Genomic DNA, 14,154 nt, shown 5'->3' with positions numbered 1-14,154 from the left:
GGCGAGCACCGGCGGGGCGGCGGCGCGGGCCGGCGCGGCCGCGGCGGCGACGGGGGCCGGGCGCGCGGGAGCGGCGGCGAGGGCCGGCGCGGCCGCGGGGGCGTCGGCGCGGCCCTTCACCTCGATGAAGCCGTTCAGCCGCGCGAACATGAAGAGCGCCTGGTTGATCAGCGCATCGCGATCCGAGCCCATCTGCCGGGCCATCTCTTCGTACGTCTCCCACAAGTGGTCGGCGATGCCGACCTTGCGGGCGGGGCGGGAGTTCTGATCGATCATCGGTCTTGACCCGGGTGATTCAGGATGTCCCGGACGATAACAGAGGGCCCCCGGGGAGCCCAATTACTCGAAGTTCACCAGCGGCAGGGAGTTGGCGACGTTGTCCACCACGCCCTGCAGGTTCACCTGGAGCACGCCGTCCGCGGACGGATAGGCGATGTAGGCCAGGTTCTTGAATTCCTGCCGGTAGGCCGCCACGGCGCCCGGCAGGGTGTAGGCCCCCAGGCCCGTCCCCAGCGAGTTGTCCACGCCGAAGACGAAGTTGCGGACGCCGGAGGACACCGACACCACGAAACGGTACCCCCGCTGCAACTCGCCGCCGCCCACGCCCGTCATCCGGATGTTCAGCGGCGGCGGCGGCTGGGGGAACGAGGTGAAGGTGTCCGCGTGGTAGAAGTACTGGGTGGGCACGGAGAACGGCGTGCCCAGCACGCTCCGTGAGAGGAACGCGTCGGACGTGTCCAGCAGGACGTAGGGCTGGTCGCCGCCGGCACGCACGGTGAAGGTCGGCAGGCCCGCGCACTCGGCCGGGATGACGTCGGTGTCACCGATGGCGAAGCGCACGCGGGTGGTGCCGGGAACGGGCTCCACGGCCGTCACCGTCTGGGCCGTGGCGCACTCCGTGCCCGGGCCCTCCAGGACGATGAGGTCCCCCACCCTCGCCTGCCCCGCGTTGGCCGCCTCGGCCTCGAAGCGCCGCGGGTCGTTCACGTCCCGCGGAAGCGTGGCGAGCCCCGGCAGGATCCCCTGGTAGATGATGCGATACACCGCGTTGGGAACCGAGCCCTCGTACAGCCGCGTCTCCGCCAGCGTCGGGTCCTGCGTCACCGACACCAGGACCTGGAGGCGGGCCTGCACGTTGTTCGTCTCCGTGCTGGGCAGCGGGACCTCGTTGTCGTCCCGCACCTGCACCGCGACGGACGGGGTGCCAGCCAGGTCGAACTGACGCAGGTTGTGGGCGGCGAACAGGGTGATGCCGCCTCCGGACGACGGCATGATGCCCAGCAGCGGGACCTGGGCGTCGGACTGGACGGCGGAGCCTTCGGGCGCCAGCCGCACGATGGCGTTGGGCATCAGCGCCAGCCCCGTGGGCACCCCGGCGGCCGGGTAGATGGGGAGCATGGGCGCGCCGCTGATGTCCCGCGCCCGCTCCGCGCGGGTCGGGGTGGAGGTGTCCACCGCCAGCACGCCGGTGCACTCCGGCCTGCCGCCGCAGGACACCTCGTCCAGGATGCCGAAGACGTACTGGCTGGCCGCCAGCGTGCGGGTGGTGCTGACGACCACCCGCGGGTGGGTGACCAGCAGGCGCACCGGGTACCCGCCGAACCCGGCGGACACGTCCGCCGTGGGCGCGGTGGGCTGGAGGCAGTCCGCCCGCGGCCCGGTGTCGGTGATGATCAGCGTGCGCCCGGAGCGGCCCGAGGCGCGCCGCGTGGCCACCGCCAGCTCGCCCGGAGCGCTCATCACCGCCATGGACTGGACGGACTCACCGGGCTCCAGGCAGAACACCGCCACCGGCGCCGGCAGGGCCGCGCCCGCGATGGCGTCCGGGCCGGGCAGGTCCTGGCGCATCACCCGCGCGCCGCCCGTGTCCGTGCCCAGCGACGAGTCCGGGTCCTGGATGGCGTAGTACAGGGTGCTGGTCGCCGTCCCCGCGACGTCTCCGGGCGAGCGGGAAGCGAACGCGGTGACGAGGCTGGGGGCGGTCAGCCGCGCCGCCTGGACGAGCCGCGTGCGCTCCGCCGCCACCACGGAGATCTGCGAGGAGCCGGAGCTGCGCGCGTACACGTAGGGGCCGGGCACGTCCGCGCCCTCGGCGTTGTAGCCCACGTCCCGCGTGAGCGAGTCCGGCCGGTCCAGCACGGGGATGGACAGCGCCTCCAGCGGGTTGGGCGCGGGGACGAACTGCTTGGGGTTCGCCAGCAAGTCCAACACCCGCAGCTCGTCCCGGTCCGACGAGGTGACGAACACCAGGTCGTTGACGAGCGTCACGTCATACGTGCCGGACAGGCCGGCGATGCCCGTCTGGACTTCCGTGTCGGAGCAGGCGCCGGCCAGAGTGGCGCAGGTGAGGAGGGCTGCGAAAGGACCGCGCTTCACGGGGAGGTCTCCTGGCACACGCTGGTGCCCTGGCGCGGGTCGCGCAGCTGGGCAGCGCCGAGCCGCGCCACCAGCCGCGCGTTCTGCGGCCGGTCGAGGTCGGGGATGTCGATGACGGCGATGCGTCCGTCACCAAAGGTACTGGCGAAGAGGCGGGCCGAGTTGCCACGCACGTCCGCGGCCAGGCCGACGGGCTGGCTGGGCTGGTTGGGGTTACCCACCCCCACCTCCACCTGGGCGACGAGCTGGCCCAGCTCCTCGTCGTAGAGGGCCACGGCCTCGTCGCCGCTGCCCGTCACCGCCACGAGGTTGCCGCGGCCGGCCGCGCGGGGGATGACCTCCAGCTCGGCGGAGCCGTTCGGCAGCGGCAGCGCGGACACCAGGCGCACGGTGGGCGTGGACGTCGCGTCCAGCCCGGTGCCGCCCGCGTCCACCACGTCCAGGATGAGCAGCGTGTCCGGCCCGCGCGCCAGCAGGTAGACGCGCTCGTCCACGATGGTGCGCGTGGCGTCATTGGGAGCCGGGCGGGTGCCAGTGGTCACCACCGCCACGCCGCGCGCCTCGCGGACCGAGTAGCTCAGCTCCAGGCCGGTATCCAGGACGCGGCCGGGGACCTGCCGGTCCACCATGCGGAGGATGAAGCGCGCGGGGAGTGAGCCGAGCTGCGGCGCGGTGGAGTTGCGGCCCGAGGCATACACGTAGCGGCTGCCGATGGCCGTCGCGTGGGCGGCGCCCGCCGGCCGGCCTTCGGTGCCCAGCGCCACGAAGTCCCCGGGGCCCACCGCGTCACGGATGGGATTCGCCGCGGGAATGGCGGCGAGGTAGGACTGGAACTCGGACTCGAGGCCCGACTCCGGCGGCCCCACCAGCTCCGTGTGCGACACCCAGACGCGGGCGTCCGGGTTGGCGCTCTCCACGCTGACGCCAATGGGGCTGGGGGCAGCCGGCTGCCCGTTCGTGGAGCCCGGGATGTCGATGAGCGACAGCGCGTTGACGCGGCAGTCACGCCCGGTGCCACCCTGCGCGCAGCTCAGCGTGGTGCCATCCGCCGCCACGTCCACGGCGTGCAGGAAGCTGCCCTCCGCGCGCGAGGGGACGAACAGGCGCGGCGGACGTCCGGGCGGGCTCCAGAGCGCCATCTCACCGGCGAAGCTCTGGATCTGCACGTACGCCTGCGAGCCCAAGCGCAGGTCGATGAGGTCCGCGGCGGGCGTACCGGCCGGCTCGGTGAAGGGCGTGCCGAAGGGACGCAGGCCCACCGCGTCCAGGTCGAGCGCCACCACGGAGCCGGAGTCGTAGCACTTGTCGAAGTTCGCGCTCGCGACGTAGAGGAACCCGTTGGTGGACGGGCCGGCCTCGGGACGCCAGAAGGCGATGCCGCTGGGGTACACGAGGCGGGTGGACGGCGGAGGCCGGGGCTCGGGGTCGGTGTCACACGACACGAGCAACAGCGCGGAGGTGAGGATGTAGGCGCGCATCGGAAGGGGGGCGGAGTGTAGGAAGGGGCCTCCCCTCGGGCAACCGGAAAGGGGCCCCGCCATTCCCGAGCGCTCGTGGCAGGACGCCTCCTTGCCCCCCAGGGAACACACCGCGTTCCCCGGGAGGACGGCGCCCAGGCGCGCGTCAGGCCGCCGCGGACGTCTCGGCTTGAATCTTCGAGAAGTCGGCCACCTGGTTGAACAGGGCGCCAATCTCCGTGAGGAGCCGGATGCGGTTCTCCCGCAGCTCCTTGTCCTCGGCCATCACCATCACCTTGTCGAAGAAGGTGTCGACGGCGGGCTTCAGGCCGGTGATTTCGCGCAGGGCGCCGGCGAAGTCATCCGCCTGGACGAGCCCCGTCACCGTGTTGCGGGCCTGGGTGAAGGCGGTGTGCAGGTGGCGCTCCGGCTCGTCCACCAGCTTCTGCGGGTTGATGCTCCCGCCCTTCACGTCCTTGCCCTGCTTCTCCACGATGTTGGCCACGCGCTTGAAGGCCACGGCCAGCGGCTGGAAGTCCGCCCGGCCGACGATGAGGCTCAGCGCCTCCAGGCGCTTCTGCGCGGCGACGAGGTCGTCGAAGCCGGCGGCCAGCACCGCCTCCACCACGTCCGTGCGGTGCTGCTCACCCCACAGCGCCTTGAGGCGGCCGCGGAAGAACTCCAGCACCTGCTCGCGCGGGGCGGGCTCGCCGGCCTTGCGCTTGACGTTGGCGATCTTGGGACCCAGCAGGCGCAGCGCCTCGTCCACCGCGGCGGACAGCTTGAAGCGGTAGCCGCGGCCCAGCACCAGGCGGATGATGGCGATGCACGCGCGGCGCAGGGCGAACGGGTCCGCCGCGCCGGTGGGCGCCTTGCCAATGGCGAAGATGCCGCACAGCGAGTCCAGCCGGTCCGCGATGCCGATGAGCGCGCCCGCGTCCTGCGTGGGCAGCGCGTCCTCGGCGCCGCGCGGCAGGTAGTGCTCGAAGATGGCCAGCGCCACGGGCTCCGGCTCGCCACCAGCACGCGCGTACTCGCGGCCCATGACGCCCTGGAGCTCGGGGAACTCGCCCACCATGCCGGTGACGAGGTCCGCCTTGGCCAGCGTGGAGGCGCGCTCGATGGTGGCGCCCTCCCCCGCCCTGCCGGCCTGCTGCGCCAGCCACATCGCCAGCGAGCGGAAGCGCTCCACCTTCTCCAGGTACGTGCCCAGCTGGCCCTGCCACACCACGCGGCCCAGCTTCTCCACGCGGTCGGCCAGCGGCGTCTTCCGGTCCTCGTCGAAGAAGAAGCGGCCGTCCGCCAGGCGCGAGCGCAGCACGCGCTCGTAGCCGCGCAGGCTGAGCTTCTCGTCGCGCACCGGCGTGTTGGACACGGCGATGAACTTCGGCAGCAGCTTCCCGGAGGCGTCCGTCAGCGAGAAGTAGCGCTGGTGGCTCTTCATCTCCTGCACCAGCACCTCGGGGGGCAGGTCCAGGTGGCGCTCCTCGAAGGTGCCCACCACGGGGCTGGGCAGCTCCACCAGGTTCGTCACCTGGTCCACGAGCGCCTCGTCCTCCATCAGCCGGCCACCGGCCGCCTTCGCCGCGCTGGCCAGCTTCTCCACCAGCTGCGCGCGGCGCTTCGCGATGTCCGCCACCACGTGCGCCTTCTCCAGCGCGGCCTCGTAGTCCGCGGGCGCCTTCAGCTCGATGGCGCCGGGCGCGAGGAAGCGGTGCCCGTAGGTGACGCGGCCGCTCTTCACGTCGCCGAAGACGACGGGCAGCACGTCACCGCCCAGGAGCGCCACCAGCCACTGCACCGGGCGCGCGAAGGCCACGTCCACGTCCGCCCAGCGCATGGACTTGCGGAAGTTGACGGAGTGCACCGCGGTGTGCAGCGCCTCCTGGAGGATGTCCGCCGCCGGGCGGCCCTTCTCCTCCACGCGCGCGGACAGGTACTCGCCCTTGGCCGTCTGCGAGCGGCCCAGCTTGTCCACCGTCAGCTTCAGCCCCTCGGCGAACTTCTCCGCCGCCTTGGTGGGCTTGCCCTGCGCGTCGAAGGCGGCCTTGGCGCTGGGGCCCAGCACCTCCTTCACGATGTCCTCGCCCGCGTCCGCCACGTCCCTCACGAGCACCGCCAGGCGGCGCGGAGTGCCGAACACGCGTACGTCGCCGTGCTTCAGCCGCGCCTCGGCCATGCGCTCGGTGAGCACGCGCTTGAGGTCGTCCAGCGCGGGGCCGATGAACGACGCCGGAATCTCCTCGGCGCCCACTTCCAGCAGCAGGTCACGCGCCACGGGCCACCTCCGCCTTCTCCTTCTTCTCCACGGGCTTGTTGAGCTGCACCGTCTTCCAGTAGTCGCTGGCCGGCTTGCCCTCGAGCACCGGGGGCTGCTCACCCACCGTCCACGGCGTCTTCAAGAGCGGGTAGCCCAGTCGCTCGCGCATCTGGAGGTACCCTTCCGCGCACAGACGGGCGTTGTCGCGCACGCGCTTGATGAAGTTGGCGCGCTCGGTGACGGAGATGGCGCCGCGCGCGTCCAGCAGGTTGAAGGTGTGCGAGCACTTCAGCGCGTAGTCGTACGCGGGCAGCGGCAGCTGGCGCTCGGTGAGGCGCTTGCACTCCTTCTCGTACGCTTCGAACAGCGCGAAGAGCATCTGCGGGTCCGACTCGTGGAGCGCGTACTTGCTCATCTCCACCTCGTTGGGGTGGAAGACCTCGCGGTACTTCACGCCCTTCACCCACTCGATGTCGAAGACGTTCTCCACGTTCTGCAGGTACATGCAGAGCCGCTCCAGGCCGTACGTCAGCTCCGCGGAGACGGGCTTGCAGTCGAAGCCGCCGCACTGCTGGAAGTAGGTGAACTGCGTCACCTCCATGCCGTCACACCACACCTCCCAGCCCAGGCCCCAGGCGCCCAGCGTGGGAGACTCCCAGTCGTCCTCGACGAAGCGCAGGTCGTGCGCCATCGGGTCGATGCCCACCTTGCGCAGCGAGTCCAGGTAGAGCGCCTGCACATTCTTGGGCGCGGGCTTGAGGATGACCTGGAACTGGTGGTGCTGGAACAGGCGGTTGGGGTTCTCCCCGAAGCGGCCGTCCGCGGGGCGCCGCGTGGGCTGCACGTACGCCACGTTCCAGGGCTCCGGACCGAGCGCGCGAAGGAAGGTGTACGGGGCCATGGTGCCCGCGCCGACCTCGAGGTCGTACGGCTGCGGGGAGATGCACCCCTGGTCGGCCCAGTGCTTCTGGAGCGTGAAGATGAGGTCCTGGAAATACATAGGTGGCGGATCCTTCTCGCAGTGCGTCGAAGGAGAAACGCGCGGACCCTAATGATGGGGGTCCGGAGCGTCAAGGACGGCGCTCACTCCTTGTACAGGGGGAGGTCCGCCAATCGAATCCGAATCTTCGTCACCTCGCCCGGCTTGATGGGCGCGGACAGGAGCCTGCTCGGCGCCTCCGCGTCCGTGGGGTCGACCACGCGCAGCCGGTAGGTGCCCACGGGCAGGGGGAACTTCAACAGGGGCGAGGTGCCCAGCGAGGTTGCACCATCGAACACCGCGGCGGGCGGCACCGTGTAGAGCGTCATCCAGCCGAGCCCGGCCTTCGCCGCGCCCTTGGGCGTGCTGGTATCCAACACTTCACCCATATCCTCGGGGTTCTGCGTCACCGTGGTGACGGGCTCCTCCGCCGGAGTCCGCGCCGGCGTGCGTCCGCGCTTGCCCGTGCGGGCGGTGCCGCTCTCCGAGGACGGCTCCGAAGCCGAGGCCCAGTTCGCGGGAGAGCTTCCGGCCTTCCCCCGGCGGATGGACGTGCCGGACGCGGGCTTCGCCGTCTCCTTCTGCTGGGTGGGCGCGGCCTCTTCTTCCTTCGCATCCGCGGCGGCGACGGCGGGCTCCTGAGCGGGTGCCTCGGGAGCGGGTGCCTCGGCCGCGGGGCGCGGGAAACCCGGAGGCGGACCGGCCTTCTGGGGCGGCGGCCACGCCGCGTTGGCCGCGGGGTCCACGGGCGGCGCAGGGTCCAGCTCCGCCTTCACCCAGGCCTTCGCGGACTCGAACGCGGGAGCGAACTGCGCGCGGACGATGGGCAGCGTGGACAGCCAGCCCAGGCCCACGAGCAGCACGAGCAGGAACAGCCGGCCGGCCCAGCGCGACGCGGGACGCCCGGCCGGCGTCTCCACCGGCGTGTCGGAGCGGCGGGACGGCACGGGCCGCGCGGGGCGGACGTTGGTGCGGGCCGACTCGGCGCCGGACGGCGGAGGCCTGGAGCGCAGGCGGCTGGTGCGCAGGTCGCTCGGCTCGTCGAGCGGCGCGGTGGTCTCCGGGTCGGACGCGGCCTGCCGGGTCGGAGGCCGGGGCCGGGGCGTGCGCGCCAGGGCCGCCGGCTCCGGCGCGGGTTTGGGCGTGCGCGCCGAGGGCGTGGAGGCCTCGGTGGGCCGGCGCTGCGGCACGGGCTTGGGGCCGCTGCCGGACGACGGTGCGGCCCGCGTGGCCACCGCGGCTTCGGTGGGGCGGCGCTGCGGCACGGGCTTGGGGCCGCTGCCGGCGCGCGTGGGACTGGCGCTGGCCTGGGGACCCGAGGGCTTGAGGCGGGCGCGCGGCGCCGTCACCTGCGCGGTGGGTGAGGAGTCCCCGCCTTCGTCCTGCTGGAGCGCGCCGGCCACCTCGCTGACGCGCGCGTCCTCGGCGCTGCTGGCCAGCTCCAGGAGGGTGCGCGTCTTCTGCCGCTTGTCCGCGAAGAGGTCGCCCATCACCGCGGTGATGCCGTCCTCGTCGAACAGCTCCGGGCCGAGCGCGGCCTCGATGGCGCGAGACATCTCGCGGCCGCTGGTGAAGCGCTGGGCCGGGTCGCGCGCCAGGGCGCGCATCGCCACGGCCTCCAGGGCCTCGGGCACCTCGGGGTTGATGGAGCGCGGAGCGGGGATGTCGCCGTCGGCGATCTGCAGCATCACCGCGGCTTCGTGAGGGCCGTTGAACAGGCGCTGGCCGCACAGCAATTCATGCAGCATGACGCCCACGGAGAACAAGTCACTGCGGCCGTCCAGCGGCGAGCCCCGCACCTGCTCCGGGGACATGTAGCCGCTGGTGCCCTTCACCATGCCCACCTGGGTGCGCCCCAGCCGCCCGCGCGCCTTGGCGATGCCGAAGTCGATCACCTTCACGACGCCGTCGTAGGTGACCATCACGTTCTTCGGGGACACGTCGCGGTGCACCACCACCGCGGGCCGGCCCGACGGGTCCGTGAAGTGGTGCGCGTAGTGCAGGCCCAGGCAGGCGTCGCGGATGACACGCCCGATGAAGCCCATGGGCAGCGCGTAGCCCTGGCGCGCGGTGGCCTTCACCACCTGCTCGAGGTTCTGCCCGGGCAGGAACTCCATCGCGAGGTAGAGCTCGCCGCCCTCCTCGCCCAGGTCGAACACCTGGCCGATGTTCGCGTGCGAGAAGGCCGCGGTGATGCGCGCCTCGTCGAGGAACATCTTGACGAACTGCTCGTCCTTCTTGACGTCGGGGAGGATCTGCTTGACCGCGACGAACTTGCGGAAGCCCCCCGGACCCGAGGTGAAGGCGAGGAACAGCTCCGCCATGCCTCCCATCGAGAGGCGGGTGAGAATCTCGTACTTTCCGATGCGCCGCCCCCGGTCGGGATCTTCTCCGGCGCCACCCTGCATGGCCATCGCGCGGGCATGTTAGCCGCGCCCCCGCCGCTCGCGCCATGTCTCGTTCCGGGAAAGCGCCCTACCCGTCAGGCAGGGTGCACCTCCCACGACGCCTCGCATCGAGGACTCCCGGAGACGCGCCATCCCTCCCGGGCGGCTCCGGCGATCACCCGGCCCCGCCGTCCAGGCGCACCCGCCGTCCACGGCCCGGGTCGACGGCATTCAAGTGCCCGTGAAATATTACACACTCGATTCTGGAGCGCCCCGCGGAGGGCTGGAGACGACGATGCATGGGGAGGGGATGAACCGGTGGCTGCGCGGCTGCGCGCTGGCGCTCATGGTGGCGGGGCCCTTCGCGCCGGCCCTGGCGGCGGAGCCTCCGGCCGGCGCCGCGTCCTGCTCCAAGGCGGAGGTCACGAAGCGCCGCCGGAGCGCCGAGAAGCTCTACCGCGAGGGCCGGTTCTCCGAGGCCGTGGAGACCCTGCGGCGAACGAAGGAAACCTGCTGGAGCGCGCTGGACGCCACGGACCGGGGCTGGCTCGTGTCCGACCTGGGCCTGGCCGCGCTGCGCGCCGGTCAGCCGGAGGTGTGCCGCCAGGTTCTCGACGAGGCTCCCGCGGAGCTCGACGCCGGCTCGCGCGTGGCGAAGGCCATCGCGCACAACCGGGGGCTCTGCCAGAAGGGGGACGCCCTGCCGGTGAAGGTGCTCTACCGGTGGCTGGGCATCTCCGACCCTTCGGAGGCCTCCGCGGCCCTGAGCAGGAGCTGGAGCTACTCCATCGGGCTGCGCGAGGGGAGCCTGCCCGGCAGGAGGGATCGCGACATCGACCGGTGCACCGAGCTGGACGGCGTGGAGTGGGCTGACCTCGAGGACATGAAGCAGATCGACATCGGTCCCGCCCTATCCCAGCGCCAGCGCTGCTGGACGATGAAGCGGCTCACCACCGCGCGGCCCTCGCGGGTGAGCTACGTCCGGAATGTCCTCTCCACGAAGGCCCCCGGCACGGTGCTTCCCTCGGCGATGGCACCGCCGACCTCCTACCACGACAGCGCGGCACCGGACGGCGCGGGGCAGAGCTGGGCCGCGTTCGCCCCGAAGCTGCGCTTCGAGCCGGACCCCGAGCGTCCGGGAGAGGTCCGCATCACGGGCGAATACGAGCGCGGGCAACTGGAGCCGTGGGCCGTGGGCGACTTCAACGGCGACGGCTTCGAGGACATCGTCATCCACCGCACCATGAGCTACGGCGGGAGCCTGGTCGAAATCTCCACCTTCCTGCTGACGCGCACCCGCCCCGATGACGTCCTCACCGTCCTGGAGCAGATGGACTAGCAAGCGGGCGCCGAGGGGTGGGAAGCAGCCAGGCACGCCGCCGTGGTGGACGTCTTCATCGACCGCAGCGAGGAGCCCCCGGCGACCCGCGAGGCGGGCTGAAGGACGCCTACCGCACGCGCTCGATGCGGTACCGGCGCCCCTTGATGCGCCCCTCGCTCAGCGCCTGGAACGCCGCGCGCGCCACGCGGCGGGCGACGGCGACGTAGGCGAGCCGGTCCTGGATTTCAATCTTGCCCACGTCGGAGGCGCTCAGCCCGCCCGCCTCTCCCGTCAGCGCGCCGAGGATGTCCCCCGGCCGCATCTTGTCCTTGCGGCCCGCGGAGATGCTCAGCGTCTCCCAAGGCGAGTCGAGCTTCACCGCGCCGCGCGGGTCCGCCGAGGGCAGCGCCTCCACGTCCCCGCGCTCCAGCTTCACGCCGGTGGTGAGCTCGATGTCCTCCAGCTTGCGCCCGTCGCGCGGCGTGACGAGCGCGACGGCCACGCCCGTGCGCCCCGCCCTGCCCGTGCGGCCGATGCGGTGCACGTACGGCTCCGGCTGCTGGGGCAGGTCGAAGTTGATGACGGCGTCCAGCGCCTCCACGTCGATGCCCCGCCCCGCCACGTCCGTGGCGATGAGGATGCGCGTGCTCCCGTTGCGGAACTTCGCCATCACCCTGTCCCGCTCGAACTGCTCCAGGTCTCCCTGCAAGCCGTCCACGCTCACGCCCACATCGGAGAGGGCCTTCTTCAGCTCCATCACCCCCGCCTTGTGGTTGCAGAAGACGATGGCGGAGGCGGGCTGGAGGTGCCGCAGGACGCGCAGGAGGAGCGCCGGCTTCTCCTCGGGCGCGCAGTCGTAGCGGAGCTGCTGGATGGCCGGCGTCTCGCGGGCCTCCTCCTCCACCGTCACGCGCTCGGGGTCCTTCTGGAACGTGCGGCTGAGCGCCTCGATGTCCGGCGGGAAGGTCGCGGAGAAGAGCACCGTCTGCCGCCGGGGCGGCGTCGCCGAGAGGATGCGCTCCATGTCCTCGCGGAAGCCCATGTCCAGCATCCGGTCCGCCTCGTCCAGCACCACCGTGCCCAGCTGGCGCGTGTCCAGCACCTCGCGGTCCAGCAGGTCCAACACGCGCCCCGGCGTCCCCACGGCGATGTGCGCGCCCTTCTCCAGCGCGTTCACCTGCGGACGGATGGGCTGTCCTCCCGCGAGCACCAGCACCTGGAGCCCGGGCAGCCGGCGGGCGAGCTTCCGCATCTCCCCGGCCACCTGGGCGCACAGCTCGCGCGTCGGGCAGAGCACCAGCGCCTGCACCTGCCGCTGCTGGAGGCGCACCTTCTGGAGGATGGGCAGCGTGAAGGCCGCCGTCTTTCCACTCCCCGTCTGGGCCTGGCCCACGAGGTCCCTGCCCTTCAGCAGCACGGGGATGCTCCGGGCCTGGATGGGCGTGGCAATCTTGAACTCCAGCTCCTCCAGGACCTGGAGCAGGGGCGGTGCGAGCGGGAGCGCGGCGAAGTCCATCTCTCTGCCTCGAATGCGTAAAGGGAGCGCCCTTGTATCCCGGAACCCCTGGCGTGGGGGCACGCGCCTGCGCTAGGCAGGCCCGGCAGCCGACTTCCCAGGGACTCCCATGTCCGCCAGCCCCCAGGCTCCCGTGTACGTGCAGGCGCTCATCTTCCTGGGCGCGGCCGTGGTCGCCGTGCCCCTCTTCCGGAAGCTACGCCTGGGCTCCATCCTCGGCTACCTCGCCGCGGGGCTCGTCATCGGCCCCTTCGGGCTCGGCCTCTTCACCGACTCCGCGTCGACGCTGCACATCGCCGAGCTGGGCGTCGTGCTCTTCCTCTTCATCATCGGGCTGGAGCTGAACCTCACCCGGCTGTGGGCCATGCGCCGGGACATCTTCGTGCTCGGCACCGCGCAGGTCGTCCTCTGCGGGCTGCTCACCATGCTGTACCCGCTGCTCGTCGTGGACCGGCCGTGGCGGGCGGCGCTCATCGCGGGGTTGGGGCTCGCGCTGTCCTCCACCGCGCTCGTCATGCAGCTGCTGGGCGAGCGCGGCGAGGTGCAGCAGCCGCACGGACAGAAGGCCTTCGCCATCCTCCTGCTGCAGGACCTGGCCATCGTGCCGCTGCTGGCGCTGGTGGCGCTGCTGTCCCCGCAGGACTCGTCCGGCGGGGACCCGGTGTGGCTGTCCTCGGCGAAGATGCTGGGCGCGGTGGCCGTGGTGGTGCTCACGGGCCGCTACCTCCTCAGCCCCTTCTTCCGCGTGCTGGCGAGCGCGGGTGCCCACGAGGTGATGACGGCCGCCGCCCTGCTCGTCGTCATCGCGGCGGCCACGCTGATGACGTACGTGGGGCTGTCCTCCGCGCTCGGCGCGTTCCTCGCGGGCGTGCTGCTCGCCGAGTCGAGCTACCGGCACGAGCTGGAGGCGGACATCGAGCCCTTCCGCGGACTGTTGCTCGGCCTGTTCTTCATCTCCGTCGGGATGACGGTGGACCTGAACATCATCGCGCGCCACTGGGCCCTGCTGCTGGGCGCGCTGGTGACGCTCACCCTCATCAAGGTAGGCGTGGTGTACGGGCTGCTGCGGGTGATGCGCAACGGGCACGACGTGGCCATTCGCACCGCGCTGCTGCTGCCCCAGGGCGGCGAGTTCGGCTTCGTCCTCTTCTCCACCGCGGTGGCCGCCGGGGTGATGCAGCAGGAGCAGGCCACGCTGCTCGTCGCGCTGGTGACGCTCACCATGGCCGTGACTCCCCTGCTGGCCGCGCTCGCGCCCCGGCTCGCGGGCTCGCGGGAGAAGAAGCCCGAGCGCGAGGTGCGCTTCGACGGCGTGCGCGGCTCGGTGCTCATCGTCGGCTTCGGGCGCTTCGGCCAGATCGTCAGCCAGCTGCTGCTGGCCGAGGGCGTGGACGTCACCACCATCGAGAACGACGTGGAGATGATAGAAGCCGCCGAGCGCTTCGGCTTCAAGGTCTACTACGGCGACGGCACGCGCCTGGACGTGCTGCGCGCGGCGGGCGCGGAGCGGGCCACCCTCCTCTGCGTGTGCGTGGAGCGCAAGGAGACCGCCAGCCACATCGTGGAGCTGTGCCGGACGTCCTTCCCGCTGACGAAGCTGTACGTGCGCGCGTACGACCGCGGGCACGCGCTGGAATTGCTGGAGAAGGGCGCGCACTTCCAGATGCGCGAGACGTTCGAGAGCGCCATCGCCTTCGGCCGCGCGGCGCTGGTGGGCCTGGGCCTGCCGCCGGAGCGCGTGGCCGAGGTGGAGGAGGACATCCGCCAGCGGGACCGGGACCGCTTCGCCCTGCAGCAGCAGGGGCATGATGCGTCGGCGGGCAATGACAGGCTCTACACCTGTCTCTTATACACAGCT

General features: G+C 71.9%; 8 protein-coding genes and 1 pseudogene. 2 read left to right on the top strand and 7 right to left on the bottom strand.

Going from position 1 to position 14,154, the window contains the following annotated elements; all coding sequences use genetic code 11:
* The 6 genes and pseudogenes from HG543_RS42475 to HG543_RS42450 form a co-directional block, all read right to left on the bottom strand.
* Nucleotides 1–276 (bottom strand): annotated as a pseudogene (locus tag HG543_RS42475) (FHA domain-containing protein); the annotation flags it as partial.
* Between the two features lie 63 nt (nt 277–339).
* A complete protein-coding gene (locus HG543_RS42470) occupies nt 340–2,376 on the bottom strand; it encodes a hypothetical protein (RefSeq protein WP_343073579.1) in 2,037 nt (678 codons plus the stop codon).
* Nucleotides 2,373–3,854: a YncE family protein gene (locus HG543_RS42465; protein WP_169350653.1), complete on the bottom strand. Its 1,482-nt coding sequence runs from the start codon at nt 3,852–3,854 to the stop codon at nt 2,373–2,375. The genes HG543_RS42470 and HG543_RS42465 overlap by 4 nt, the downstream gene beginning before the upstream one ends.
* A gap of 145 nt (nt 3,855–3,999) precedes the next feature.
* Nucleotides 4,000–6,111, bottom strand: a complete 2,112-nt coding sequence (gene glyS / locus HG543_RS42460; protein WP_169350652.1) for a glycine--tRNA ligase subunit beta — start codon at nt 6,109–6,111, stop codon at nt 4,000–4,002.
* Nucleotides 6,101–7,093 (bottom strand): glycine--tRNA ligase subunit alpha, encoded by a 993-nt coding sequence (gene glyQ / locus HG543_RS42455; protein WP_169350651.1) that lies wholly within the window; start codon nt 7,091–7,093, stop codon nt 6,101–6,103. Before glyQ ends, glyS begins: the two co-directional genes overlap by 11 nt.
* 83 nt (nt 7,094–7,176) lie before the next feature.
* A complete protein-coding gene (locus tag HG543_RS42450) occupies nt 7,177–9,486 on the bottom strand; it encodes a serine/threonine protein kinase (protein ID WP_169350650.1) in 2,310 nt (769 codons plus the stop codon).
* 283 nt (nt 9,487–9,769) lie between these two features.
* On the opposite strand from HG543_RS42450, the gene HG543_RS42445 reads away from it, so the two are divergent.
* The gene (locus HG543_RS42445; RefSeq protein ID WP_169350649.1) at nt 9,770–10,798 is read left to right on the top strand and encodes an FG-GAP repeat protein; all 1,029 of its coding nucleotides are present in this window, start codon (nt 9,770–9,772) and stop codon (nt 10,796–10,798) included.
* A 109-nt stretch (nt 10,799–10,907) separates the two neighbouring features.
* On the opposite strand, the gene dbpA is transcribed toward HG543_RS42445, so the two are convergent.
* A complete protein-coding gene (dbpA, locus tag HG543_RS42440; RefSeq protein ID WP_169350648.1) occupies nt 10,908–12,296 on the bottom strand; it encodes an ATP-dependent RNA helicase DbpA in 1,389 nt (462 codons plus the stop codon).
* Between the two features lie 109 nt (nt 12,297–12,405).
* Here dbpA and HG543_RS42435 point away from each other — a divergent pair.
* A partial coding sequence (locus HG543_RS42435) for a monovalent cation:proton antiporter-2 (CPA2) family protein (RefSeq protein ID WP_169350647.1) occupies nt 12,406–14,154 on the top strand: 1,749 nt, incomplete at its 3' end.

Source organism: Pyxidicoccus fallax, assembly GCF_012933655.1.
GTDB lineage: Bacteria > Myxococcota > Myxococcia > Myxococcales > Myxococcaceae > Myxococcus > Myxococcus fallax.
This window is presented reverse-complemented; position numbering and strand designations above follow the sequence as displayed.

Excerpts from the sequence above, each read along its gene's own strand:
- HG543_RS42465 (WP_169350653.1), bottom strand. The coding sequence starts at position 3,854 with ATGCGCGCCTACATCCTCACCTCCGCGCTGTTGCTCGTGTCGTGTGAC.
- glyQ (WP_169350651.1), bottom strand. The coding sequence starts at position 7,093 with ATGTATTTCCAGGACCTCATCTTCACGCTCCAGAAGCACTGGGCCGAC.
- HG543_RS42450 (WP_169350650.1), bottom strand. The coding sequence starts at position 9,486 with ATGGCCATGCAGGGTGGCGCCGGAGAAGATCCCGACCGGGGGCGGCGC.
- HG543_RS42445 (WP_169350649.1), top strand. The coding sequence starts at position 9,770 with ATGAACCGGTGGCTGCGCGGCTGCGCGCTGGCGCTCATGGTGGCGGGG.
- dbpA (WP_169350648.1), bottom strand. The coding sequence starts at position 12,296 with ATGGACTTCGCCGCGCTCCCGCTCGCACCGCCCCTGCTCCAGGTCCTG.